The 24,397-nt window shown below is 41.4% G+C and carries 25 protein-coding genes and 1 other RNA gene; 19 read left to right on the plus strand and 7 right to left on the minus strand.

All coding sequences use genetic code 11. The features are described 5' to 3' along the window. Nucleotides 1-104: 104 nt before the first annotated feature. From I3B46_RS17760 to I3B46_RS17780, 5 genes are all read left to right on the plus strand, one after another. A complete protein-coding gene (locus tag I3B46_RS17760; RefSeq protein WP_004925324.1) occupies nt 105-773 on the plus strand; it encodes a DedA family protein in 669 nt (222 codons plus the stop codon). Nucleotides 774-1,032: 259 nt separating this feature from the next. Further along, nucleotides 1,033-1,338, plus strand: coding sequence for a DUF883 family protein (locus tag I3B46_RS17765; RefSeq protein WP_004925327.1), 306 nt, complete (start codon nt 1,033-1,035; stop codon nt 1,336-1,338). 5 nt (nt 1,339-1,343) lie between these two features. After that, nucleotides 1,344-1,742, plus strand: a complete 399-nt coding sequence (locus I3B46_RS17770) for a phage holin family protein (RefSeq protein WP_053109763.1) — start codon at nt 1,344-1,346, stop codon at nt 1,740-1,742. Next, nucleotides 1,735-2,034 (plus strand): YqjK-like family protein, encoded by a 300-nt coding sequence (locus I3B46_RS17775; RefSeq protein ID WP_004925332.1) that lies wholly within the window; start codon nt 1,735-1,737, stop codon nt 2,032-2,034. Before I3B46_RS17770 ends, I3B46_RS17775 begins: the two co-directional genes overlap by 8 nt. 231 nt (nt 2,035-2,265) lie before the next feature. Further along, a complete protein-coding gene (locus tag I3B46_RS17780; protein ID WP_004925336.1) occupies nt 2,266-2,661 on the plus strand; it encodes a DoxX family protein in 396 nt (131 codons plus the stop codon). Between the two features lie 94 nt (nt 2,662-2,755). Here the strand turns inward: I3B46_RS17780 and I3B46_RS17785 are convergent, their stop codons facing one another. Continuing rightward, a complete protein-coding gene (locus I3B46_RS17785) occupies nt 2,756-3,652 on the minus strand; it encodes a LysR family transcriptional regulator (RefSeq protein WP_004925339.1) in 897 nt (298 codons plus the stop codon). A gap of 136 nt (nt 3,653-3,788) precedes the next feature. Here I3B46_RS17785 and I3B46_RS17790 point away from each other — a divergent pair, with 136 nt between their 5' ends. From I3B46_RS17790 to dagF, 10 genes are all read left to right on the plus strand, one after another. Continuing rightward, nucleotides 3,789-4,490, plus strand: coding sequence for a pirin family protein (locus I3B46_RS17790; RefSeq protein WP_004925342.1), 702 nt, complete (start codon nt 3,789-3,791; stop codon nt 4,488-4,490). Between the two features lie 183 nt (nt 4,491-4,673). Continuing rightward, complete coding sequence (locus I3B46_RS17795) at nt 4,674-6,635, plus strand: BglG family transcription antiterminator (RefSeq protein WP_076914734.1); 1,962 nt, start codon at nt 4,674-4,676, stop codon at nt 6,633-6,635. 648 nt (nt 6,636-7,283) lie between these two features. After that, the gene (locus tag I3B46_RS17800) at nt 7,284-7,622 is read left to right on the plus strand and encodes a transcriptional antiterminator (RefSeq protein WP_004925351.1); all 339 of its coding nucleotides are present in this window, start codon (nt 7,284-7,286) and stop codon (nt 7,620-7,622) included. An 18-nt stretch (nt 7,623-7,640) separates the two neighbouring features. Further along, nucleotides 7,641-8,006 (plus strand): SFCGS family glycine-rich protein, encoded by a 366-nt coding sequence (locus I3B46_RS17805; protein WP_004925354.1) that lies wholly within the window; start codon nt 7,641-7,643, stop codon nt 8,004-8,006. Continuing rightward, nucleotides 8,006-8,302 (plus strand): DUF4312 family protein, encoded by a 297-nt coding sequence (locus I3B46_RS17810; protein ID WP_004925357.1) that lies wholly within the window; start codon nt 8,006-8,008, stop codon nt 8,300-8,302. Before I3B46_RS17805 ends, I3B46_RS17810 begins: the two co-directional genes overlap by 1 nt. A gap of 27 nt (nt 8,303-8,329) precedes the next feature. Continuing rightward, nucleotides 8,330-9,121, plus strand: a complete 792-nt coding sequence (locus I3B46_RS17815; RefSeq protein WP_014657591.1) for a DUF4311 domain-containing protein — start codon at nt 8,330-8,332, stop codon at nt 9,119-9,121. Nucleotides 9,122-9,123: 2 nt separating this feature from the next. Beyond that, nucleotides 9,124-9,774: a DUF4310 family protein gene (locus I3B46_RS17820; RefSeq protein ID WP_004925362.1), complete on the plus strand. Its 651-nt coding sequence runs from the start codon at nt 9,124-9,126 to the stop codon at nt 9,772-9,774. A gap of 25 nt (nt 9,775-9,799) precedes the next feature. Continuing rightward, entirely contained in the window at nt 9,800-10,939 is a 1,140-nt protein-coding gene (locus I3B46_RS17825; RefSeq protein ID WP_014657590.1) for an amidohydrolase/deacetylase family metallohydrolase, read from the plus strand. Next, nucleotides 10,923-12,035 carry a DgaE family pyridoxal phosphate-dependent ammonia lyase gene (locus tag I3B46_RS17830; protein ID WP_004925369.1) on the plus strand — a complete coding sequence of 371 codons (1,113 nt, stop codon included), beginning with the start codon at nt 10,923-10,925 and terminating at the stop codon, nt 12,033-12,035. Before I3B46_RS17825 ends, I3B46_RS17830 begins: the two co-directional genes overlap by 17 nt. Nucleotide 12,036: 1 nt before the next feature. Continuing rightward, nucleotides 12,037-12,777, plus strand: coding sequence for a 2-dehydro-3-deoxy-phosphogluconate aldolase (dagF, locus tag I3B46_RS17835; protein WP_004925371.1), 741 nt, complete (start codon nt 12,037-12,039; stop codon nt 12,775-12,777). 589 nt (nt 12,778-13,366) lie between these two features. On the opposite strand, the gene I3B46_RS17840 is transcribed toward dagF, so the two are convergent. The 3 genes from I3B46_RS17840 to rsmI all read right to left on the minus strand — a co-directional run bounded on the left by I3B46_RS17840 (nt 13,367) and on the right by rsmI (nt 16,066). After that, nucleotides 13,367-14,539, minus strand: a complete 1,173-nt coding sequence (locus I3B46_RS17840; RefSeq protein WP_104873212.1) for a tetratricopeptide repeat protein — start codon at nt 14,537-14,539, stop codon at nt 13,367-13,369. A gap of 229 nt (nt 14,540-14,768) precedes the next feature. Continuing rightward, nucleotides 14,769-15,141: RNase P RNA component class A (gene rnpB, locus I3B46_RS17845), an RNA gene on the minus strand. Between the two features lie 49 nt (nt 15,142-15,190). Next, the gene (gene rsmI / locus I3B46_RS17850) at nt 15,191-16,066 is read right to left on the minus strand and encodes a 16S rRNA (cytidine(1402)-2'-O)-methyltransferase (protein WP_004925382.1); all 876 of its coding nucleotides are present in this window, start codon (nt 16,064-16,066) and stop codon (nt 15,191-15,193) included. A gap of 60 nt (nt 16,067-16,126) precedes the next feature. Between rsmI and I3B46_RS17855 the strand changes: the two genes are divergently transcribed. Genes I3B46_RS17855 through dolP form a run of 4 tightly spaced genes read left to right on the plus strand, consistent with a single transcriptional unit; the run spans nt 16,127 to nt 19,510 of the window. Further along, nucleotides 16,127-17,881, plus strand: coding sequence for a penicillin-binding protein activator (locus I3B46_RS17855; protein WP_104873211.1), 1,755 nt, complete (start codon nt 16,127-16,129; stop codon nt 17,879-17,881). A gap of 49 nt (nt 17,882-17,930) precedes the next feature. Further along, on the plus strand, nt 17,931-18,314 hold the full coding sequence (locus I3B46_RS17860; RefSeq protein ID WP_004925388.1) for a YraN family protein: 384 nt from the start codon (nt 17,931-17,933) through the stop codon (nt 18,312-18,314). Between the two features lie 20 nt (nt 18,315-18,334). Continuing rightward, a complete protein-coding gene (gene diaA, locus I3B46_RS17865) occupies nt 18,335-18,925 on the plus strand; it encodes a DnaA initiator-associating protein DiaA (RefSeq protein ID WP_004925390.1) in 591 nt (196 codons plus the stop codon). 9 nt (nt 18,926-18,934) lie between these two features. After that, on the plus strand, nt 18,935-19,510 hold the full coding sequence (dolP, locus tag I3B46_RS17870) for a division/outer membrane stress-associated lipid-binding lipoprotein (RefSeq protein ID WP_004925393.1): 576 nt from the start codon (nt 18,935-18,937) through the stop codon (nt 19,508-19,510). Between the two features lie 60 nt (nt 19,511-19,570). Here the strand turns inward: dolP and mtgA are convergent, their stop codons facing one another. The 3 genes from mtgA to arcB all read right to left on the minus strand — a co-directional run bounded on the left by mtgA (nt 19,571) and on the right by arcB (nt 23,534). Next, the gene (gene mtgA, locus I3B46_RS17875; RefSeq protein ID WP_014657584.1) at nt 19,571-20,296 is read right to left on the minus strand and encodes a monofunctional biosynthetic peptidoglycan transglycosylase; all 726 of its coding nucleotides are present in this window, start codon (nt 20,294-20,296) and stop codon (nt 19,571-19,573) included. Between the two features lie 8 nt (nt 20,297-20,304). After that, nucleotides 20,305-20,955, minus strand: a complete 651-nt coding sequence (gene elbB / locus I3B46_RS17880; RefSeq protein ID WP_014657583.1) for an isoprenoid biosynthesis glyoxalase ElbB — start codon at nt 20,953-20,955, stop codon at nt 20,305-20,307. Nucleotides 20,956-21,188: 233 nt separating this feature from the next. Beyond that, nucleotides 21,189-23,534 (minus strand): aerobic respiration two-component sensor histidine kinase ArcB, encoded by a 2,346-nt coding sequence (arcB, locus tag I3B46_RS17885; RefSeq protein WP_061064395.1) that lies wholly within the window; start codon nt 23,532-23,534, stop codon nt 21,189-21,191. Nucleotides 23,535-24,397 lie beyond the last annotated feature (863 nt).

Raw genomic sequence — 24,397 nt, forward strand, 5'->3', positions numbered from 1 at the left:
TAACAGCCTGAGGAAACATGACTTTTCACTTAGGTATTCGCATAATCCATGTCTCCCTACCCAACAATAAAATTGTTGCTGTTATTGCCGTTTAGGAAACATTAATGGAATTAGTTAAAGAATTATTTTTTGCCCTTTGGCATCAAGACTATGTCACGCTCTCCAACCCTACGTTGGTTTGGGCTATTTACCTTATGTTATTCGCTATTCTTTTTCTTGAGAATGGGGTTCTCCCTGCCGCATTCCTACCAGGTGACAGCTTATTGATCCTCGTTGGTGTTCTCATAGCAAAAGGTACACTAAGTTATCCATTGACGATTGTTATTTTGACTGCGGGCGCTAGCCTTGGTTGCTGGGTTGGTTATATTCAAGGTCGATGGCTTGGCAACACGAAACTGGTGAAAGGTTGGCTAGCCCATCTTCCTGAGCATTATCATCAACGTGCTTACGGCTTATTCCATCGCCATGGTTTAGCAGCATTATTGATTGGCCGCTTTTTAGCTTTTGTCAGGACGCTCCTGCCTACAATTGCTGGTCTAGCAGGGCTACAGAATGGCCGCTTCCAAATATTTAACTGGCTAAGTGGTCTTCTTTGGGTCTTAATCTTAACAGCAATTGGTTTTGGTTTTGGGAAAAGCCCAATATTTCTACAGTATGAACAGCATATTATGAACGTGTTGATGCTGATCCCTGTCGGCCTACTTATCATTGGTCTTATCGGAAGTATTGCCGTCGTCATTAAGAAAAAACTTTCCACAAAAAAAGTTAACTGATCACATCACGAGGCGAGAGGCAAATTACGCCTCTCGTTTATTCTCTCTGACAGTAAATACATCTTTATTAGAGCATCCGTCTTGGATATAAATTCGTTTTTTATTTAACATAAACATAATATTATTCTCTCTTACTTGAAATAAAACATTCTTTTACATTAATTTAATCAATAATTCCCCCTCTCCTCATTGCACTTACTGTAAAAATAGCTATTGTTAAAGCTGCTAACTATATTTTTCTATTGATAGGAGGTTCCATATGTCATCGAATAACTCATCAGAAGATCTACGCGCAGAACTAAAAGCACTGGCTGACTCTCTCGAAGCGATGCTAAACGATACTGGAAACAAATCGAAAGAAGAAATAGACAGCCTGAAGCAAAAAGCCCAAGATGCCTTACACGCTTCACGCGCCAAACTGAGCAACGCGGGTGATAAAATCACCGAGCAAACAAAAGAAATCGCGGGTCGTGCGGATAATTATGTGCGCGAAAATCCGTGGACTGGCATCGGTATCGGTGCTGCTGTTGGCGTCGTTCTTGGCGTATTACTCGCTAAGCGTTAATTTTTATGGAACAACAAGAGCGTCAGGGCCCCGGAAAAGGGGTCCTTAATACCTTACAACGCATCGCCAGTATCGCCGTGCAAATGGTGGAAACTCGGATCCAATTAATCGCAGTTGAATTAGAGGAAGAAAAAACCACTCTTATTCAACTCATTTTAATGGCGGGTATCACCCTACTTTTTACTGCCTTTGGTCTAATGTGCCTCATTGGTTTGATCTTTTGGTCAGTTGATCCTATTTATCGCTATCAAGCCCTTGCGATTACTACAGGCGTTTTAATATTACTCGCTATTATTGGCGCAATTTGGACCCTAAAAAAAGCGAGACAATCGACCTTACTCGGCGCAACTCGAGAGCAGTTAAAGGAAGATTCTAAAGCGTTAATGGGGTCAAAAGATGAATAAAAGCAAGCGCCTATTATTGGTTAAAAAGAAACAGCGTTTAATCAAACAAATTGAGCAACAACGTTCTGAACTCTCTGCGGCTTCCAAAGATTGGTTACAGATGACAGAGCCTTACGATCGCTCATGGCAAATCTTTGTCACCTTCCGGCCTATTTTTGTTGCCGCTGCCGGTCTTATTTCTCTTTATACCATTAAACGGCCTCAGCGTATTTTTTCCCTAGGCAAAAAAGCGATTGCCGCTTGGAGTTTAGTGCGAACCCTCCAAGGCGTTGTTAATACGGGTAAAAAATAACCTACTCTGCTCCAAACCTGAAATCTGACCATTTCAGGTTTCCTCTCCCTGCCATTATTCAATATTTTTGTCCATCTTTGTTAATAACCTTTGCTTTTTATTGAACCAGCAAATCACTACCATAGCGTCGTTAGGTGATTTCTTGTCATTTAATGCTAAAAAAACAATTTATATCGCGATGTGTATCTCATTTTATTGACACTTGCTGACCTAGTTAGCTGGAGAATCTTAATGAAAAATTTAGAAAATAGCGTGCTATTACTTGCCCGCATTATGATGCCGATTCTGTTTATTGTTGCTGGGTATGGTAAGTTAGGTGACGCTTATGCAGGCACTCAACAATATATGCAAGCGATGGGTGTTCCCGGCTTTTTACTTCCCCTGACTATTTTATTAGAACTGGGTGGCGGGCTTGCTGTGCTTTTTGGTTTCCTCACCAGAACAGTGGCTATTTTTACTGCTGTTTTTTGTGTATTAACATCCCTGCTCTTCCACATTAATTTCAGTGTAGAGCCAAATAGTTTGATGTTTATGAAGAACATGACTATTGCAGGTGGCTTTTTATTACTGGCAGTCACAGGCCCTGGTAAATTTAGTATTGACCATTTATTGAATAGAAAATGGTAAAAGTTGCTTTTTCATCATTAACCTTTACTTGATAAATTGATAACCGAATTTGGTTGCACCTCTATAGTGCTATATAGAGGTGCTTTTTTACTCTTTATTTATTAGCAAATAATTTAGGTATTTCTCGTAAGCACCACGATTTTGCTTCACCCATACTGTCTCTGCGCCACGCCATAATAATATTCGTCTGATGGCTATATTCTGCACTGACTACACGCAAGCGCCCTTCACGAATATCTTGCTCTACCATTGGATATGGCATCGTTGCTACACCTAACCCTGCTAATAGCGCACTACGCTTATCTTCAATAGTGGAGACCGTTAATCTTTGCTGTTTATCTAATAACTGTACTGTAATAACTGGCCGTTCACGTGCGGTATCGGCCACCGCAATACCTCGATATTTAATACGTGTCGTATCTGACAGCGGCTCTGGCTCTTGGTGGATCGGGTGATCAGGGCTAGCAACATAGACATGGTTAACGCTGTATAACGACTTAGAGTTTATCTCGGAGGAGGAACGAAAGTGCATATCCGGTGCGATAACAATATCCGCCTTTCCACTTTCTAACCGTTCCCACGCCCCTGCAAGTACTTCAGTTAAAATAGAAAGTTGCGTTTCGGATTTTTCAGCTAATTTATCCACTAACGGGAATAAGTAATACGCAGGAACTAATGCTTCACAAACAATGGTAAGGTGAGTTTCCCAACCTTTAGCGAGCGCTTCTGCATCGGATGTCAATTTTTCTGCGGCTTCAAGTAATACTCGACCTCGTTCTAACAACATCCTACCGACATTCGTAAATTTTGTTCTATGTCCTGAACGATCAAATAGAATAACATCCAACTCTTCTTCTAACTTTTGCATGGTATAACTGAGTGCTGAGGGCACTCGGCCCAATTCGTCAGCAGCAGCAGCAAAGCTACCACGCCGGTCGATTGCATCCATCACCCTTAATGATTCAAGTGTTAATGCTCTCTCTTTACTCATGGGATATCTCTTTCAGGAAATTTGAATGAAGTAAACAGATTAACTGGCTAACAATTCAACGTCCAGCTATTTATGATAACTCTATAAATTTATCAATTTTTGTGTATTTTTGTCGAGCGAAGGAGGGTTAGCCACCATGATGACATTAAGGGCAGTTAAGCACTGTGGAAAGGCTGACTATGGCTGGTTACAGGCACGTTATGCGTTTTCCTTCGGCCATTATTTTGACCCTGATTTTATGGGGTTTAAGACACTAAGAGTACTCAATCAGGAAGTTATTGCACCTGAAAGTGCGTTTCAGCCTAAAAGCTACCCACATGTCGATATTCTTAACTTTATACTACAAGGAAGTGCCGAATATCGCGATAGTTTAGGTAATAAAATCAATGTAAGTGAAGGCGAGTGTATTCGTTTCTCACCCCGTCCTGATTTAAGTTACAGTGAACATAATATGTGTCCATATAAGCCGTTAACTCGTTTGCAGTTATGGCTAAATGCTTGCCCACAGCAAGAGTACTATCCGGCCCAAAAAATTCAATTACCGCCTGATAGTAATATGTTAGTTGCTTCACCTGATGGCGAAAATGAGAGCATTCAATTACGTCAACAAATTTGGATTACACAGCTCAATATTACGCCTGAAAGTGCTCAACATATTAAGCTTAAGGGGAAAAATGCTTATCTCCAATCCATTCGTGGAGGAGCGACTCTCCAAGCAGAAAATGGCGAAACCATAGAAATGAGTTGTAATGATGGTGTATTTATCCAAAATGAAAATGCACTAACACTCTCATCATCAAAATCAATGCGCGCTTTACTCATTGACCTCGGTGCATGATCTTCAATGGGCCAAATGACCTTTTTGGCCCATACAAAAAGTGCACTATTTCCTAAAATCTCTCGGTTTTTGCGAAGATATTCTCAAATTTATGATCTGCCATACTCGGTATGTTGATAGGCTTATGATAGAGTCCAATCCATAGTCAGCCAAAATAAAAGAACTATTTTGGCTATTAAGCTTATGGTTTTAGGTCGAGAAGGTATTTTCGTGGCTTTATTCACTCAACAGCGACTCAATCAAATTTTTGCAAGTATCCTTGATGAGGTAGTGCCTCAAGATGAGCTAGCTAAGCGTTTTTCGGTATCAACCCGAACAATTCGCTCTGACATTAATGAGATAAATGCACTCATACAAAATTACAGCGCTCATATCCTCTATGAGCGAGGCCATGGTTACCGTTTAAAAGTCGATGATGAAGCGCTTTTTGCTAAACTTACCCAGCAAAACCAAGTCGAAAATAGTATTCCTCGTACCAGTAAAGAGCGTGTTGATGCGTTATTGCTAAAACTATTGATGCTCTCTTTACCCGTAAAATTGGACGATATCGCGGAAGAGTGGTTTATTAGCCGTGGAACGCTACAGCAAGATATGAGTGTTGTCAGAGAGCATCTACAAAAATACCAGATCTTATTAGAAAGCATTCCACATCAAGGGATCCGTCTTAACGGTAGTGAGTGGGCCATCCGAGCTTGCATGACCGAAACCCTATGGCGCCGCTTTTCACAGCAAATTAATCAAGACTTATCCATTTTCCAGCCTGAATGTTTAGATAACCTTGATTTGACCTATATCGATAAAGTTCTCCATAACAGTATGAACCGTTTTGATGTTCGTTTAAGTAATGAAGGGCATCTATATCTGGTATTTAATTGCGCTGTCACTATTTTGCGGATCACTCGAGGCCATGAACTCACATCTATCGTTAAAGATCATGATAGTGAAGAGACGCTACGTAAAGCCTGTGAAGAAGTTTCGAAAGGGCTTATTTATTTTCTTGGCAGTGATCTATCAAGTGCAGAACTCAGCTATCTGCATGATCAAATCATCGCACAGCGCATTAGCCACCAAGATATTACTCAACAAAAAAATCATCATCATCATGAATTGGTTGAATATATTCTTAATTATATTAATGAATTATATAATTATGACTTACGTGATGATGAGAAACTCAAAAAGGATCTCAATACCCATATTGCGGCCCTGATGACACGTCTGCAATATCACATTATTACCCCTAACCCTTTGTTAAGTGATATCAAGCAATATTATCCTTTCGCCTATGATGTCACGCTCAGTGCACTGACCAGTGCAAGTAAGCAATTACTTCCTTATCCAATCAATGAAGATGAGCTTGGTTACCTTGCCGTTCACATTGGTGTTAGTTTGGAAAGGAATTATGGTGCCGGCTCTATTCGCCAGACAGAAGTGCTAGTTGTCACCGATGCGGGAAATTCCACATTTCGAGTCGTTGAATCAAAAATCATGCGTGAGTTTCCACAACTCAAATTTAGCCGAGGGTTAACTCTACAAGAATATGAGTCATTAGATGAAGTCGAAGAAGACTTTGTGATCACCACCGTTCGTATTTCTGAAAAAAATAAACCCGTGATCAAGATAGCGCCATTTCCGACGCCTTATCAACTAGAGCAGATCGGCAAATTAGCCATGATAGATCAAACCCGCCCCTATATTATTGAGCGCTTCTTTGATGAACGCTACTTTATGGTGATTAATGACAAAATCAGCCAAGAAACATTATTTCAAACGGTTTGCCATAAATTACAACAAGATGGCTATGTGACTGCGGATTTTTATCCATCATTACAAGAGCGCGAATCGATTGTTTCTACATTATTAGGCGAAGGAATTGCGCTTCCTCATTCACTGGGATTATTGGCAAATAAAACGGTTGTCGTGACGATTGTTGCCCCTAAAGGTATTGAATGGAACAAAGAGACGAAAGAAAACGCCTATGTGGTTTTCCTATTGGCGATTAGCAAGGCTGACTATGAGGAGGCTATGGCGATTTATGATCTTTTCGTTACCTTCGTAAAAGAGAAAACCACCCGTAGGCTGATTACGGTTAAAAATTTCAATGAATTCCAAGTGATCGCGAAAGACAGTCTGGCGCGTATCTAGTGGTTTGCTCGATTTATCAATCACTTTGCCTATCTCACTGCGTATTAAACGATAGGCAAAAATTCAGTGTGATAAAACGGTAGCTTCCTACTCTCGAATCACAAGGGCCTCCGGTTGCCTGAAATGAGTTCAACATCTTTGTGGTTACATCAACTTTTAACGCAGATCATCGCTCGCTTCCACTTGTTAGCGGAAAAGGGAAGAATCGACTATTTTGCGTGATCATAACCGCAATTCTGTTATTTTGTTTTTCACCAAAAATCGCCTGTTTCAGGGCTAATCTCTCTAAGTGGAAATGCTCAGTTCCCTTTTATACCTATTTCCACTTTTCGATTTCCACTTTATTTACAGCGGCTATTTCGCCTTTCCAGTTCTATCATTACATTGCTAATAATTTGAATTTCAAAAGATTTAATAAATAAATTACTTAGTTATGCTTATTTTAGACACTCCAATATTGAGTTATTTTCCATTTTATTTCCGGTTGGTTTAATTTTTATACGCATTACACTTATTTTCCCTTCCAATTTATTTCCACTTACAAGTGGAAATTCAATGTCTGCACAACTCCTATAGAACCGACTAAGGTATTCATCATGAAGGAACAAAGCGGTTTAATTGCATTATTACCTTGGATTTTAAACAGTTATGAGTGAATCAGTTGTCGTTTTCAAGATGTCGGAAGATAACCTCGATATCGATGAAGTAACACAGGAGCTGTTGGTCATCATTAGTGGCTGGCTTCAACAAGAAGATTGCTACACCACCGATGTACAACAACAGATGTTGGAGTCTCATCTGAGAGCCATGGTTGCGAGAGCAAAAACGGGTGAAGCGTTACCAGAAGTCGATATCAGTTTGTTCGATGAGATTTCGGCGCACTCGATAGCATTATCACAACGTGTTGTCGATGCACTTCCTGGATTAGCGCCAGAAGAGACATTTTTACTCTCTGTTCACTTTGAAGTTATCCGTTCGAATGATTAATTTTTGGGGAATATCACTATGAAACAAGTTGTTGTTGCTATCGGAGATCGTTTAGGGAAAGGCCAAAAAGTTGCCGCAGGTGTAGAGGCAGCAGGTGGCAAAGCGATTGTTGTACCTGGCGTTGCCGCTGATATGAAGCTAGGTGATGTCATGAATGCCGAACACGCTGATTTGGGGATCTCGTTTTGTGGTAGTGGCGGCGCTGGAGCCATCACTGCACAAACCAAATATGGCTACAAAGCACGTTACGGTATGCGTTCAATTGAAGAAGGAGAAACCGCCATTGCAGAAGGCTGCACTGTATTAGGTTTCGGTTTTATGGATAAAGAAGAATTAGGTGAGCGCTTGGTTAAAGCTTATATCAAAAAATACGGCGACGCGTAATGAAGAAATCTATCGAAACGGTTGTGCGAGTCTCGGGGCAAGGTGACAGCAAGCAAAAAGCGATCGCTGATGCACTGAACTCGGTTCAACGCACGGTACTAAAAGAGAGCAATGACATAATCCTGCGAATCGAACCTAAGGATGTTGCCGTTGTAAGTGCACACTCGCACTCGCGGACAGAAAAATTTCTTTTCGTCTTTCTGCCGCGTAAACGTGAACATTTCCGTGTGGTGCTCGACGTTTCGCTAGATGTCACCCTACTTTCTGTCAACGAAATACCATTTACAGAACAATAAAAACAATTCAGGTCTGGAGGCATTTCTATGAGTGAAACTGCATCTTTCTTAGAAATATTGGGTATGTCCCTCATCATCGGCGGCCTATGTGGCTTTGGCCTTGGTGCAGGGGCTGCTCGTATGTTCCATGCCCCTACAGTGCAAGGAATGGGGGCATTCCGTACACTTGGGGAACTTAATGCCTGTGAAGGAGATCCCGCATCTCACTTCTCATTCGGTTTAGGATTCTTTTTCAACGCATGGGCATCATCCGTTGCCGCGGGTGCATTCACACAAGACGTTGATCACCGCATTATTCCTAACTGGGGGGCAGCCGCTTTATTATCCAAAAATCGTAATGTGGCTGAAACACTGCATAACCCGAAAAAAATGGCGATTGCCTGTACCGTGATCGGGGCCTTAGTCGTCGCGTTCTTAAATACGACCGCTTCTGCTGTTCCTGCTGCGCTGCAAACAACCGCAATTAATGTGTTAGTTCCTGCGGCAAACCTGTTGGTTAACACAGTGATGCCTGTGATTTTCTGGCTAGCCGCTATGGATGCAGGTCGACGTTCTGGCTTCTGGGCAACCCTTTTCGGTGGTTGTGCTCAGCTGATTATGGGAAATGCTATCCCAGGTTTAGTCCTCGGTATCCTGATCGGTAAAGGTGTTGATGATAACGGCTGGAACCGTGTGACACGCACAATGATGATCACTGTCGTATTGCTGTTTGTTTTGAGTGGCTTCTTCCGTGAATTTGACTTGAAGATGATCACCTCTTTCCATCTGGATAAACCTCTGTGGCTTGAATACATCCATGGACTATTGAGCGGGAAATAATCATGACAACTGAAATTAACAAACAAGATTTTTGGTACGCGGAGTGGTCCTTCCCAATCTTTGTCGGACTGTTATCTGCTGGAATTTTTGCCGGTACTCATATGTATGTTGTTTATGGGTTCGGGGCATTTAACGAAGTTGCGTTCGTGGCAATGTTAAAAGCCGGCTTAGATACGGGGGTTTACGGTGCGGTCGCCGCATTTGGTGCCAGCTTCCTATTTGCTCGTATTATCGAAGGTTCATTGGTTGGTATTTTAGATATTGGCGGTGCACTACAAACAGGGATAGGCCTCGGTGTTCCTGCACTGTTCCTTGCCGCCGGATGGGATATTTTAGTTACCAATTTCTGGATCTCACTGGTCACGGGTTTAGTGCTTGGTTTAATTATCGGCCTGATCATTATCTTTGCGCGTAAATTTACCATTGCACAAGCCAACTCCACCTTTGGTGCAGACATCATGATGGGGGCTGGTAATACCTCAGGTCGCTTCTTAGGGCCTTTGATTATCCTCGCCGCTATGGCTGCATCGATACCAATTGGTATTGGGTCACTAATTGGTTCATTGATCTTCTATGTATGGCAAAAACCCGTCGCAGGTGGCGCAATTTTAGGGGCGATGCTATTTGGGTATTTCTTCCCTCTTGCAGCCTAACCTCATGATAAAAAAGAAGGTAACTATGTATTCTCTAATCATCAAACAGGGTAAACGTATCGATGGAACACACATTGATATTCTTATTAAAGATGGAAAAATCGAAGCTGCAGGCCCTGAGTTGGCCTGCAACCAACAAGCTGAAAAATGGATTGATCTGAAAGGAAAAATCTACGTCAGTGCCGGATGGATTGATTCACATGCTCACTGTTTTGTTGAGTCTCCTATCTATTTCGATCAACCAGATTTAGCCGGTGCTGCTGGAGGTGTTACTTCATTAGTTGATGCAGGCAGTGTTGGTGCTGATGATATCGACAAATTTTATCAATTAACTCAAAAGGCCCAAACCAACGTCTTTTCATTATTAAATATCTCTCGTATCGGTATTATCGCGCAAAATGAGTTATCAGATATGAAGAATATTGATGAAACCTGTTTTCAGCAAGCGATTGAGCGCCATGAGGGTTTTGTCGTTGGTATGAAGGCTCGCATGAGTAAAAGTGTTGTTGGTGATAACGGTATTGAACCGCTGCTTAAAGCGAAACAAATGCAGAAAAAACATCGACTGCCACTTATGGTACATATCGGTAATAACCCCCCCAATATTGATGAAATTGCCGATCTCTTAACACGCGGCGATATTATTACTCACTGTTTCAACGGTAAACCGAATCAAATTCTCGGTAGTGATGGTAACTTAAAACCCTCTATTGCCCGAGCATTAGCTCGAGGAGTGATTTTGGATGTGGGTCATGGCGCTGAAAGCTTTAGTTTTAAAGTCGCCGAACAAGCCATGCGTATTGGTACCTACCCAGACATTATTAGTTCCGATATCTACCACCGTAACCGTGTTAATGGCCCTGTCTACAGCCTTGCATTTGTGATGACGAAATTCCTTTGCATGGGCTTTAGTGCTGAAAAAATAATTCGTTGTGTAACAGAAAAAGCTGCCGATTTATTAGCGCTTCCCGCAAAAGGTTACTTAAAACCTGGTTTTGATGCTGATATCACGCTATTTGACCTGAAAGAAGAACGCACAGAGCTGACGGATGCAGAAGGAGAATGTCGTACTGGCACTCATCGCTTTGTGCCTATAGCGGCAATTATTGGCGGAAAACATATTGTTCATGCAGAAGGTGAATCTGAATATGCAATCGATTTATGAGAAATATCAGCTAAGACATGTGATTAACGCCTCTGGCCGCATGACCATACTCGGCGTCTCTACGCCGAGTCCAGAAGTTGTCGAACGCGTAGCTTACGGCCTAAACCATTACTTTGAGATCAAAGATCTGGTTAATAAAACGGGCGATTATATTGCCAAATTGCTCAATGTCGAAAGCGCCGTTGTCGTCTCTTGTGCTTCAGCAGGGATAGCACAGGCAATTGCTGCGGTGATCGTGCGTGATGATGATGATTTACTGCTAAATCTGCACTCATCGTCAAAAAACGTACCACGGGAAATCATTTTACCGAAAGGCCATAATGTGAATTTCGGTGCGCCTGTCGATACTATGGTGGCATTAGGTGGTGGTAAGGTTATCGAAGCGGGCTTTGCCAATGAGTGTTCACCTACACAACTATCAGCTAAGGTAACGCCACAAACAGCAGCCATCCTCTATATTAAATCTCACCATACAGTTCAAAAAAGTATGCTCAGTGTTAGCGAAGCGGCTGCCGTTGCTCGCCAACACAATCTTCCTTTAATTGTTGATGCTGCTGCGGAAGAAGATCTCACCAGTTACTACCAATCCGGCGCTGATTTAGTTATTTACAGTGGCGCAAAGGCCATTGAAGGCCCTACAAGTGGGTTAGTGATCGGTAAAAAAACCTATGTGGAATGGGTAAAACGTCAGAGCCAAGGTATTGGCCGAGCCATGAAAGTCGGAAAAGAAGGGATTTTAGGCCTGACGCTCGCGATCGAGCAATATTTGACAGCCACTAAAGAAACTGGCGCGGAGATGGTTGAGCGCATGGGTGAATTTATCGAAGCACTCAATTCGCTGCCTGCCATTTCAGCACGTATCGTTTGGGATGCGGCTGGACGTGATATTGCACGTGCTGAAATTAGTTTCGATGAAAAAATGATAGGTAAAACAACTTACCAAATCATGAATGAATTAAAACAAGGGGATACGGCAATCTATTTCCGTGAATACAAAGCGAATGAAGGCAAAGTGGAAGCTGATATTCGTAGTGTTAGCAATGAGCAACTTAATACGATTGCTGAACGTATCCGATTGTTAGTTAAAGGAATGTAGTATGAAATTATCACCAAATTTTTATCAAGATCGGGTATGTTTAAATGTACTCGCAGGCAGCCATCAAAATGCCAAAGATATTTATGAAGCCGCGGAAACCTTTGTGGTCGTTGGCGTGCTCTCTAAAAATTACCCTGATTTAACCAGTGCCATTGCAGATATGCGCATCTATGCAAAAGAAACCAATAATGCGCTTTCTGTTGGTTTAGGGGCCGGTGACCCTAACCAATCCACAATGGTTTCGTTGATTTCAAAAGCGATCCAACCGCAACACGTTAACCAAGTCTTCACAGGCGCTCCAATTAGCCGCGCCCTGCTTGGGCAGGATGAAACCTTTGTCAATGCGCTGGTTTCACCAAGTGGAACAAAAGGCATGGTGAAAATATCAACGGGGCCATTAAGCTCCCAAGCACCTGATGGTATCGTGCCGGTAGAAACGGCGATTATGATGCTTAAAGACATGGGAGCTAGTTCAATCAAATTCTTTAATATGAAAGGGTTAACTTATATTGAAGAGTATAAAGTCGTTGCACAAGCCTGTGCCAAATTTGACTTTTCCCTTGAACCTACAGGGGGGATTGATTTGGAAAACTTTTCCCAAATTTTACAGATTGCATTAGATGCTGGTGTGAAAAAAATCATCCCTCATATCTATAGTTCAATCATTGATAAAGAGAGTGGAAATACACGTCCAGAAGATGTACGCCAACTGCTCACAATGGTTAAACAAGCACTAAAATAGCGTTAATCACTTTGCCTCAAAGAGTAGAGGGGGATATTTTCCCCTCTACAATAAACATCTATTATTTTGTCTATCATAAAGAATAAAATTCATATCCATAGCTCCCCCTATTAATCGCCCATAACTATGTTGACTGGTATATCGCTTTTCCACCGGAACCAAAATCAGACCGATAATTTTTTATCTCGCTCATTTTTCTAATAAAGTAATGAGTATCCTTATTCGCAAAAAACTCTATTAATTTTTTACTGCAACAGGCTATATCTAAATTAAAGTTTTTTCATCGCGATAGTTGCGTATTTTTCTTTCTGTATCATTAATAATGACTGGCTCACCTATTTATTACTTCTTAAACAAACGACACTTTTAAATTCCATCTAACTGACTTAATCCCCATTCATGACTAAATATACTATTTTCTACTCATCACTTTTCCAGCATTACTTTATCTTTAATAGTGATAACGTTTTTATTATTTTTAATAGCGCTCAACTTACACATTATAAAAAGGCAAAAAAAGAAATACACAAAGCAAAAATATAGCTTATTTGACGGGCAATACGCTATTATATATGAGTTATTTAATTAGCTATTCATATGCAAATTTTTTCACTGGGTATTTGCGCTTAAGCTCTTTCGATAATATCGTTGCTTTTCTTAGTTCATCAATGGTCATCTGTTTTTCCATGTTATTTAACGTATCCTCATCGTATTTAACGGAATAAGCAGCTATCGAATACCATGCGTAACCTGTAACTTTATCTCCCATGTTAAAAGTTTGTCGCCCCAATTCTGTTTGAGCGCGCTCATTTCCTTGTTCCGCCGAGGCTTTCAATAGTAATAATGCTTTTTGCGGATCTTTTTTAAGATAGCTCCCAGTTAGATAATGTTCAGCAAGATGTTTTTGTGCAACGGGGTCATTTTGAGCGGCTGATTTGTTTAAATATTCAATGCTGAGGCGTTTCATATTGACCTTATTTTTAACATTAGCCATCCAATAATCGTTTTCACTGGTGATATATTGCGCAATAGCATCCCCATGATCTGCCGCCTTTTTATGCCATTCAAATGCCATATCTCTATCACGCTGAATATGAACGGTATCCTTTTCATACATGTTACCTAGCTGATACTGCGCCTCAGCATTCCCAGTATCTGCCAGTTTTTTGGTTTTAATAAACAGCTTAGAGGGTTCTCTTAATTTTTGCCCTTCCATTAATGGCTTATAATTAGGCGATAATAACGGAACGATAACATTGACTTCTTCGTCAGGCTTTAGCCAATGACGATTCACATTAGAAGGATAATTATTGAATATGGGGGCAGATGTACTTGATACACTTTGATAATGCTTATCACTATTATTTTTTAATTTAATTAGAAATAAATAGTTATGAGCAATTTCATTGAGCTTCATCATCCATTCATCATTGACGTCTAATCCAAATTCATCGTTACCATTTGCATGAAGTGATAATGTCTTTGGTGATGAACCTCCCCCTAAATCAATCGACGTTTCAAGCACAAGGAAATCTCGCCCATCAATCATTGAACAGTCAATAAATTTAGTATTTTCTAATTCTGTGACTTGTTCTTTTAATAAATTAACATTATCGCAACTTTCAATTATTGAAAAAAGATTAATTTTTTGTGTTGTCGCTTTTTCATTTATTATTGATTCTATATCAATTGGCTTATAATCAAGTAAATAAGCATTCGCGTCTATCACTATAAGACTTAGAAATAAAGCGAGATATTTCATTGTATAAACTCTCTTTTAGAATGGGATATTTCTCTTATCGGACTTCATTATATGGTATTACCAATATTATTCGAATACGATAATTTACTATAAAAATTTGGTATGCATGACACCCTATAAAAACGTACCAATGAAAAAAGATGCAGCCTTTAGGCCCCCAAAAGATAGGCACTATCGCATATGAGTATAAAAAATGCCCCACCGTACTCATGCACGTTGGGGCGTTTATTTGAGGAGTCGGCCGATAAGCCGGGTTCTGTCGTGGACAACCATTCATCTAGGCCAGCACTTGCGCACTGGCTCCAGCAACCTACCCGAGTTCAATGCGGGCCGCATCATATGAACCCCTATTTGGTCTTGCTCCGGGTGGAGTTTACCGTGCCACGGACTGTTACCAGCCGCGCGGTGCGCTCTTACCGCACCCTTTCACCCTTACCTGAGCCTGTAAACAGGCCATCGGCGGTTTGCTCTCTGTTGCACTAGTCGTAGGCTTGCGCCTCCCAGACGTTATCTGGCACCCTGCCCTGTGGAGCCCGGACTTTCCTCCCCTCTACCCGTCTCCCAAAGGACAACGATAAAGCAGCGGTTGTCTAGCCAACTCCGAGGCGGATTATAGGCACTTTATCTATTCATGTATAGGGGTTTGTACCGTTATTCCTCGTCACTTGATTGTTCAAGCATCAATTTATATAAGCGGTTCTTTTTCAACCCGTATATTTCGGCGGTAATCGCAGCCGCTTTTTTCGGTGGCAACTCTTGCTGTAATAAGTTTAAGGTACGGATCACTTCCGGTGAAATATCATCCTCATCTAGATTCGCTTTATAGCCTTCAACAACCAGCACCATTTCGCCTCGATGACGGTTTTCATCTTCTTTAACCCACGCTAATAATTCACCGACAGGGCGCCCTTCGATTGACTCCCAAGTCTTGGTTATTTCACGAGCAAGTACAACATGCCGTTCTGGCCCCCACACTTCAACCATGTCTGCTAAACTATCGAGTAAGCGATGTGTTGACTCATAAAAAATTAATGTGCGAGTTTCTCGTTCAAGTGCTTTAAGGGCGTCTTTACGACCTTTACTTTTTGCGGGTAAAAAACCTTCATAGCAAAAACGGTCAGAAGGTAACCCCGCAGCACTGAGGGCAGTGATAGCGGCGCATGCTCCCGGTAATGGAACAACGCGGATCCCGGCTTCACGGCAGCGAGTGACTAAATGATAACCAGGATCGTTAATTAAAGGTGTACCTGCATCGGAAACTAATGCGATACTATCACCCTGTTGAAGTCTGCTAATTAATTGATCTGCCTTCTGCTGTTCATTATGATCATGTAAGGCAAACATGCGTGCATTAATGGCAAAATTCTGCAACAGCATTCCTGAATGCCGTGTGTCTTCTGCAGCGACAAGGTCAACATGTTTAAGAACATCCAGCGCACGTTGCGTGATATCGCCCATATTACCGATAGGGGTAGGCACAATATACAGCGTGGATGCCATAACCACTGCTTGATTAGGTTGATTCATTGTTTCATCCGAATAGCCGGTTTAAAATTAAGCAACTGAAAATACACCACTGGATACAGTATGCGTCCTTCAATTTTTTTGCATGTAAAAAAAGGGTTAATCTGCACGGCAATGCTATCTGCTTTAGTGTTGTCAGGCTGTCAACTCACAGGGGATAACAGAGCACCGATCACCCCAACGACACCTGAGCAAATCAGCTCTGAAGTCAGTCGTTATCAGTCTATCATTGATTCTGCACAAGGTAAGCCTTCCGTTGAGGCTTTACGTGCCTATATCAGCCAAGAGCCATTGCTAACAGAACAAGCTGCTCATCAGGCAAATATCGATGGTACGTGGCAAATGTTAACACAAATGGCACCTAATCAGGTGGAGGGAATTGGAGTCGAAGAAAATACCCTCGCTGGATGGGTTGATTTGTTGGATATCTACCTCAATAACCGTGACGATATTGATGCACTACGTGCCGGTATTAATGACTGGAAAATCCGTTATGCGGATCACCCAGCGGTAAAAACCCCACCAAATCAACTTACTCAGTCATTGCAACCACCAGTTGGAACCTCACCAAAAATTGCGCTTTTCCTTCCTATGAGCGGTCAAGGGAAAGTCTTTGGTGAAGCTATTATGCGGGGCTTTATGGATGCACAAAAAGGCTTACCACAAGCCCCTGTGGCAACCAGCAATAGTGCACCAGTAGCAACACCTGAGGCAAATAGCGGTAATGATGTATTAGAGCAAATCTATGCGGAAGTTGCAGCGACCACAGGTAATAGTAGCCCAAGCAGTGAGTCTGAAGTGGTCAATCCTTCGTTGAACATTGCGCCCGCGCCAACCAATACCCAAAGTGTCAAAGTCTTTGATACGAATGGGAAGTCACTGCCTCAGTTACTGCAACAAGCACAAAGTGAAGGCTTCACGTTAGTGGTTGGTCCACTATTGAAACCTGAAGTACAAGCGATTGCGCAAGCAGGATCGCCATTAAGTGTACTGGCACTGAATGAATTAGATGCCGATAAGCTACAGCCACGCCCAAATCTTTGCTATTTTTCCTTGTCGCCAGAAGATGAGGCCAAAAATGCTGCTGCACATATGATGGCCGATGGGAAACGTGCTCCATTGCTTCTCGTTCCTTCAAATGCCTTTGGTGAGCGTATTGCTAAAGCATTCGCTGAAGAGTGGCAATCAAAAGGTGGCGCAACCGTACTCAAACAGTCCTTTGGATCTACTGCATCGCTCAAAGAGTCGATAAACCGCGGTGCGGGTATTCGCATGACAGGTATACCTGTTATTGTTAATCAGCAAGTGGCGGCAAAATCAATCGATGGACAAAATTATCCTGAGCTTACTCAGCCTGAGCCGCAAGTAAGTTCAGCGAGTGCCGTTGATGCGGTCTATATTGTGGCGACTCGTGATGAATTAACTTTAATCAAACCAATGATTGAAATGGCGATTAGTAGCCGCCAACGCCCTGCGCTCTATGCTAGCTCACGCAGTAACCAAGCAGGTAATGGCGCTGATTTCCGTTTCGAAATGGAAGGGGTTAAATTCAGTGATATTCCATTGTTAGCGGGTGCAAATAATAATTTGCGCAAACAAGCTCAACAAAAGCTCAACAATGACTATTCCCTATTACGTCTTTATGCGTTAGGGGTCGATGCTTGGGCACTCGCGAATAACTATGATCAATTACAACACAATGCTCAATTCCGCTTACAAGGTGCATCTGGTGCCTTAAGTGTCGATAAAAACTGTGTTGTATACCGCGATCTTCCTTGGTTGCAATTCAATCAAGGGCAAATCAAATTGGCAAAATAAATTTTGTCGCGCAATTAGGATAATTGCCAAACTTTAAGACAAGGACGTCATGCAACCTCTCAAAAAAACATTAAAATGGTTAACTGGCCGGTACTATGAAAATCGGGTACTGGCTTTCCTGCAACAACAGGGGTTAACATTTATTGAACGAAATGCCAGAAATCGCCATGGTGAAATTGATCTTATCATGCGTGATAGCACTGGTTGGGTATTTGTTGAAGTACGTTTTCGCCAAGATAAGCAATATGGTGGAGCACTGTTATCAATTGATCGGTGCAAACGCAGAAAACTGATTGCCACCGCTAAATATTGGCTTGCCGAAAAACAAGAAAGCTTCGAAACTACCGCATGTCGTTTTGATATCTGTGCGATTACTGGTCGTCAGTTTGAATGGATACAGAATGCCTTTAACGATAGTGAACATGTTGGTTAATTTCACAGGAAAATAAGCAAGTGCTGGATAGAATTAAAGTCTGTTTTACAGAAAGTATTCAAACTCAGATAGCAGCGGCAGAAGCATTGCCGGATGCAATATCACGGGCAGCAATGATGATGGTTCAATCACTGCTAAATGGTAATAAAATTTTGTGCTGTGGAAATGGTGCTTCAGCGGCAACAGCACAACGTTTTGCCGCGAGTATGATCCATCGGTTTGAAACTGAGCGTCCGAGTCTTCCCGCACTCGCACTAAATACGGACAATGCCGTTTTAACCGCGATTTCTGGTAGCAAACAACCAACTGAAATATATGCTAAACAGGTGAGAGCACTGGGTCAGCATGGTGATGTTTTAATGGCTATCTCAACACATGGAAATAGTAGCGATATTATCAAAGCGGTTGAAGCTGCTGTGACGCGGGATATGACGATTGTAGCACTGACGGGTTATGATGGTGGCGAGCTAGCTGGCCTCTTAGGCCCTCAAGATGTGGAAATACGCATTCCATCACAACGTAGTGTCAGGATCCAAGAGGTCCACCTTCTTACCGTGAATTGTCTTTGTGATCTCATCGATAATACACTTTTCCCCCATCAGGATGATTAAGGAGCAAAAATGCGATTACTCCCAATAGTAGCCATTGTTGTCAGCATGACAATGCTACAAGGCTGTATTGGCGCTGCCGTTGTTGGTTCAGCGGCGGTTGCCACCAAAAGTGCGACAGATCCTCGTACGGTCGGTCAGCAAGTTGATGATGGCACGTTAGAAGCTCGTGTCAGTGGTCAACTCAACAAAGATAAAGACATTACAGGCAAAGCGCGCATTATTGCGACAGCATATAAGGGAAATGTTCTGCTAACCGGCCAAAGTCCTGATATGTCATGGGCTGAGCGAGCGAAGCAGATAGCAGCAAATGTCGAGGGAACCAATGCGGTTTATAATGAGGTTCGCCAAGGAGAGCCCGTTACTTTAGGAACAGCGTCAAAAGATACTTGGCTCACAACCAAAATCAAATCCAAAATTCTCACTAGCGATGCAGTGAAGTCCTCCAGTGTGAAAGTGATTACTGAAAATGGTGAAGTATTCTTGCTAGGTGTTTTAACTAAGCAAGAAGGTGATGCTGCTGCAAAAATTGCCAGTGAAACAGATGGTGTCCGTCGTGTCACGACCGCTTTTACCTATCTCAATTAATCATAAACAATAATATATTGTTATAAAAACAAAAGTCATGAGTAAAAATTCATGACTTTTTTATTTGGTCGGACCAATAGCGTTGCTTTTCAGATAATTCCTACCTCCAAGAAGGTACATCTGATTCAAGATCCAAGCCTGCCGCTTTAACACATAAGAAGAAGGTGATTCTACCTTAAATCGATGAGGATTTGGTAGAACTGCTGCTAATAGTGCAGCTTCCTCCATAGTTAATTGATTTGCTGACTTTTTAAAGAATTTTTTTGATGCCTCTTCAACCCCAAAAACCCCATCACCAAACTCAACTATGTTTAAATAAACAGTAAGGATTCGTGTTTTAGACCACATAACTTCCATAATAGGAGTCATCGTTGCTTCAAGCCCTTTTCTTATCCAACTTCTCCCATTCCATAACCAAAGGTTTTTTACTGTTTGTTGAGAGATAGTTGACGCGCCTTGAATCGTCTTTTTTTTACTCATATTATGCTTATAAGCCCTCTCTATCGCTTCGAGATCAAAACCCCAGTGATGAGGAAAATTTTGATCTTCGGCGGCTATTACCGCCAAATACAGATAGGGAGAAATGTGATTTTCATCAACCCACTCAGAATGAGAAACATAAGAAAAGTTTAAGTTTATCCATGCGGATATTTGCTTTTCTATCATGACGGCAGAAAATGGCACTGGTAAGAACTTAAATGCAATCACAGTCAAAAACCAAAAAGCGGCTAATGAAAGAAAAACTTTCCTTAACCAGCGCCATAATAGAGAAATTTTCACTCTCATTTAGTTGATCATGCCATTTCTAATACTTTCTCAACGAGCTTATTAATACCGATTTCAGCCTCTGAGATCGATTGAGCCAGCATATAAGCAGGTGTTGTAACGACTTTGTTAGCATGATCGACCACAATATTATCGACAGTACAGGTAATGTGCTTACCTCCCATCTTTTCAATGTGGGCAATCGTTTCCTTATCGTTACCAATTGTTAATTCAACTGATGTATTTAAAAGCTTAGGAAGCATAACGGGCGCAATACATATTAGGCCTAATGGCTTTTTCTGTTGGTGCATTTGTTGGACTAAACTTAATAGTTCTTTATTAATTTCACAGTCACTTCCTTTAACCGCGAAATCACATAAATTCTTTGCTGCACCAAAACCACCAGGAATTATGAGGGCATCTAGCTTATTTGCATCCGCAGAGGATAAAGGCGCTATTTTCCCACGAGAAATTCTTGCAGCCTCCTCCATTTGATTGCGTTTTTCTGTTTTTACTTCACCAGTAATATGATTTATAACAGTAGGTTGATCTTCATCTGGTGCAAAAAAGTGGACTTCGACATTTTTTTTACTTAAAGCTAGCATAGTTAATACTGACTCATGGATCTCGCTTCCATCAAAAACACCACATCCACTTAAAATAACCGCAATTGATTTCATATCTCGCTCCATTTGTAGTAAATTATCACTGAACCGCAAAAAGGGAATAAACATCAATCTTCATCACAGATTTTAATGAATCTTGTAACAAATTCGCTAATATTTGGTATCTTGGTATTATTCTCTTAAGCAGTAAACAGATTCTAAAGGTCTGCCCAAAAAGAAAACCATAGGTAGATCAACGATTTCCCTGGTGTTGGCGCAGTATTCGCGCACCCCAACTTCGGTTGGGGTTATTTTTTTGCACGCCCGTCAACGTAGTTTCTCAAAGTTTCTATATCCGACTTCCAATCCTGTTTTAACTCATCCACCCACTCTTGTACATTATCCCACCAAGCAGGTAGTTCAGGTGATTGAATTTGTTGTGCAATTTTTTGCAAATTTTTCAATCCTACAGAGCCTGCGGCCCCTTTAATTTTATGCGCTTCTTCGACGATACCTTTCTGATCTTTTGCCACCATATTGGAATCTAAAATCGCTAAATAGCTTGGTAGCATTTTTTCAAAGACTTCGAGACCGTCATAAATAACTTGCGGGCCAACCAACTCCATATACTGCTCCAGCATCTCACAATCTAGCACGGACTCATCAGTATCGCCGCAAACGCTTTGTATGCCCTTCTGAGGCGTTTCATTCGCATGCTCACCCCAGAACTGCTCAATGACCTGTTTAAGGGCTGAGACGGCCAATGGCTTGCTTAATACGCCATCCATGCCTGCATCGAAATACTCTTTCTTATCTTTCAAAACATTCGCCGTCAGTGCGATTAATGGAGGGAGATCCTCTTTCTGGTAGCGTTGATTCAATTCACGAGCAATATCAATTCCCGTCATATCTGGCAGTTGAATATCTAGTAGCACTAAATCGTATTCACCAGGAGCGAACATCGCTAATGCCTCTTTACCGTTCATGGCAACATCAACGGTATTTCCTAATTTCTCCAACACAGAGCAGGCTACGACGACATTTAGCTCAATATCTTCCACAAGCAAGATATGTAAAGCAGGTAGTGGATACTCATCGTCATTGACTTGTGAATCAATCACTTCTTCTTCAATAACAGGTGCTACAATGGATAGCGTAAAAATTGAGCCTTGCCCAATTTCACTTTCAACTTGAATATCCCCGCCCATATTTTGTGCGAGGCGACGTGATACCGACAGCCCGATCCCTGTGCCTGTTGCGGGTTTGCCCCCCGCACTGTCTGTTACTTGGTAATACATCGCAAAAATTTTATCTAGCTCATCTTTCGGAATACCAATACCGCTATCTTGAACACGGAAGAATAGCTTATCTTCCCCTTCTCGCCAGATACTCAATTTAACTTCACCTTGCTGAGTGAACTTGACGGCGTTTCCAATGAGATTCCAGAGAATTTGACGAAGTCGGGTGCCATCTGTCAGCACTTTTTCAGGCAGTCCAGCCGCCACATCCATGACAAATTTCAACCCTTTCGGTTGAACTAAAAGACCACTGAGATTTTCTAAGTCATTGACAAATTGAGGTAAAGCAACAGGTTGATTATCTAATTGAACTTTACGACGTTCTATCTTATCCATTTCGATCACGTCATTGAAAATGTTCCCTAATGTGACCGCACTAACATGGATGGTTTTCAGATAATTCATTTGTTCAGCCGTTAGGTCTGTGTCTAACAGAATACGGCTTAGCCCGACAATACCATTGAGCGGTGTGCGAAGTTCGTGGCTAATTGTTGAAATAAATGTCGTTTTATCGCGGCTTGCGTTCTCCAATGCCTCTTGATAGCGCTTACGCTCTGTAATATCACGCCCAAAGCCCATTAGACCATGTCGCTTACCAACCCGATCATAAAACGGCACTTTACGTAGCTCAAAACACGCTTTTCGCCCATCCGGATAAACGAGCCACTGTTCATAGGTGAGAGAAACATTGTGGCGGAATACCTTTTCGTCGGTTTCCATCACTTTAGAGGCGATTTCAACATCATAAATATCTAACGGGGTTAACCCAACAAGGTGTTTTTCACTCTTACCTGTTAACAGCTCCATTGCCCGGTTACACCCTGAAAACTCATTGTTTTCATTACGGTAATAGACCAAATCTGGCGATGCATCAAGAAACGAACGCAATAATGTGGACTGCTGCTCAAGCTCAATTTGTGTTTGCTCGCGGTGTTTCATTTCTTGTTTTAATTGCTCAAGCAATTCAAGATGCGCGCTTTCCGCTTTTTCCCGCTCAATAATTTCCTGATTAAGCTGCTCTATGTTGCCTTGCAATTGCGTATTAAGTTCAGCATCGCGCTTACGCATCACTTCCAGCTTATCGACCATGCGAGAAAGGCGCTGCCGAGATTCTTCAAGTTGTTCAACCACCACCGATAAAAAATAGACAGCTAATGGTGTAATAATTAAACCAAAGAAAATAGAGCCAACCAAATCAAGGCTATCAACTTGACCACGCAATACAATTGTCACCGCCATTTGCATTATCATTGCGAGAACAACCAATGCAGATGCGAGTAAGAGCGAAAACCGGACGAGTCCGAGCTTCATCATTAAATCGACATAATATTGCGCAAGACCGCGAAGTACTTTCATAACCACCCCTTAATATGATACTCATTGAATCATATATCAAATAAGGCAAATCCGAGTCATTGTTGATAAGAAATGTCGATCCTGCTCATCAATAAAAGGGATTTTTTGTTACTCATACGATTACCACCCCTCTTTATTCACGGTCTTTATGCTCGATACCTTATTATTCAAAAATAAAATAATACGCGATATTCTTTAATTGAAGCACGTTCCTTATCTAAAATACACTTTATTTTTCAAAAATATAAGCATTTATAATAACAAACAACTACATTATTAATTTTATAAAACAACAAAAAACAGAATAAAAAACCAGCCTAACTCTTAAACTAAAAACATTTAATTATTTAATAAGTAAAACTCGATAGAGTTAGCGCAAAAAAAATCAATTTATTGGTGATGTATATCACAGTATTTACAAAAACAAGACGTGCATCACAAAAGCATTTTTGATAAGTTTTTCTTTCTTTATCAAATAAATAACATTATTTTATCTTGCAAATAATGCTTATTACGCACTATTTGACCTAGAAAAAGAATCTCGCTAAGTTAAAACCTGACCGTGTACCGCCCTCTCTGCTGATGACGTATACATAACAATTACTCCCATACACTGTTTATTTTTTATTAAGAATAGAAACAGCGACTCATTGGCGCTGTTGTTTGGTGTGCTCAAAAGATAACCAGCAAAAAAGATGAGTAAATGAATGAATTAATCCAAAGCAATAAGCCAGAGTAATAAATAGAAGAAACCAAGATAACCCATTGAATTTATTTACAGTGAAGAGCAAAGAAGTACGCCAATACAGTTGTAGTTAAAACCTCTACGGTAGCTATTTCCTAGATATTTCACGCTACAACTA

The sequence above is a fragment of the Providencia sp. 2.29 genome, from assembly GCF_015832305.1.
In the GTDB taxonomy this organism is placed as follows: domain Bacteria; phylum Pseudomonadota; class Gammaproteobacteria; order Enterobacterales; family Enterobacteriaceae; genus Providencia; species Providencia stuartii.

Excerpts from the sequence above, each read along its gene's own strand:
- I3B46_RS17760 (WP_004925324.1), top strand. The coding sequence starts at position 105 with ATGGAATTAGTTAAAGAATTATTTTTTGCCCTTTGGCATCAAGACTAT.
- I3B46_RS17765 (WP_004925327.1), top strand. The coding sequence starts at position 1,033 with ATGTCATCGAATAACTCATCAGAAGATCTACGCGCAGAACTAAAAGCA.
- I3B46_RS17770 (WP_053109763.1), top strand. The coding sequence starts at position 1,344 with ATGGAACAACAAGAGCGTCAGGGCCCCGGAAAAGGGGTCCTTAATACC.
- I3B46_RS17775 (WP_004925332.1), top strand. The coding sequence starts at position 1,735 with ATGAATAAAAGCAAGCGCCTATTATTGGTTAAAAAGAAACAGCGTTTA.
- I3B46_RS17780 (WP_004925336.1), top strand. The coding sequence starts at position 2,266 with ATGAAAAATTTAGAAAATAGCGTGCTATTACTTGCCCGCATTATGATG.
- I3B46_RS17785 (WP_004925339.1), bottom strand. The coding sequence starts at position 3,652 with ATGAGTAAAGAGAGAGCATTAACACTTGAATCATTAAGGGTGATGGAT.
- I3B46_RS17790 (WP_004925342.1), top strand. The coding sequence starts at position 3,789 with ATGATGACATTAAGGGCAGTTAAGCACTGTGGAAAGGCTGACTATGGC.
- I3B46_RS17795 (WP_076914734.1), top strand. The coding sequence starts at position 4,674 with ATGGTTTTAGGTCGAGAAGGTATTTTCGTGGCTTTATTCACTCAACAG.
- I3B46_RS17800 (WP_004925351.1), top strand. The coding sequence starts at position 7,284 with ATGAGTGAATCAGTTGTCGTTTTCAAGATGTCGGAAGATAACCTCGAT.
- I3B46_RS17805 (WP_004925354.1), top strand. The coding sequence starts at position 7,641 with ATGAAACAAGTTGTTGTTGCTATCGGAGATCGTTTAGGGAAAGGCCAA.
- I3B46_RS17810 (WP_004925357.1), top strand. The coding sequence starts at position 8,006 with ATGAAGAAATCTATCGAAACGGTTGTGCGAGTCTCGGGGCAAGGTGAC.
- I3B46_RS17815 (WP_014657591.1), top strand. The coding sequence starts at position 8,330 with ATGAGTGAAACTGCATCTTTCTTAGAAATATTGGGTATGTCCCTCATC.
- I3B46_RS17820 (WP_004925362.1), top strand. The coding sequence starts at position 9,124 with ATGACAACTGAAATTAACAAACAAGATTTTTGGTACGCGGAGTGGTCC.
- I3B46_RS17825 (WP_014657590.1), top strand. The coding sequence starts at position 9,800 with ATGTATTCTCTAATCATCAAACAGGGTAAACGTATCGATGGAACACAC.
- I3B46_RS17830 (WP_004925369.1), top strand. The coding sequence starts at position 10,923 with ATGCAATCGATTTATGAGAAATATCAGCTAAGACATGTGATTAACGCC.
- dagF (WP_004925371.1), top strand. The coding sequence starts at position 12,037 with ATGAAATTATCACCAAATTTTTATCAAGATCGGGTATGTTTAAATGTA.
- I3B46_RS17840 (WP_104873212.1), bottom strand. The coding sequence starts at position 14,539 with ATGAAATATCTCGCTTTATTTCTAAGTCTTATAGTGATAGACGCGAAT.
- rsmI (WP_004925382.1), bottom strand. The coding sequence starts at position 16,066 with ATGAATCAACCTAATCAAGCAGTGGTTATGGCATCCACGCTGTATATT.
- I3B46_RS17855 (WP_104873211.1), top strand. The coding sequence starts at position 16,127 with ATGCGTCCTTCAATTTTTTTGCATGTAAAAAAAGGGTTAATCTGCACG.
- I3B46_RS17860 (WP_004925388.1), top strand. The coding sequence starts at position 17,931 with ATGCAACCTCTCAAAAAAACATTAAAATGGTTAACTGGCCGGTACTAT.
- dolP (WP_004925393.1), top strand. The coding sequence starts at position 18,935 with ATGCGATTACTCCCAATAGTAGCCATTGTTGTCAGCATGACAATGCTA.
- mtgA (WP_014657584.1), bottom strand. The coding sequence starts at position 20,296 with ATGAGAGTGAAAATTTCTCTATTATGGCGCTGGTTAAGGAAAGTTTTT.
- elbB (WP_014657583.1), bottom strand. The coding sequence starts at position 20,955 with ATGAAATCAATTGCGGTTATTTTAAGTGGATGTGGTGTTTTTGATGGA.
- arcB (WP_061064395.1), bottom strand. The coding sequence starts at position 23,534 with ATGAAAGTACTTCGCGGTCTTGCGCAATATTATGTCGATTTAATGATG.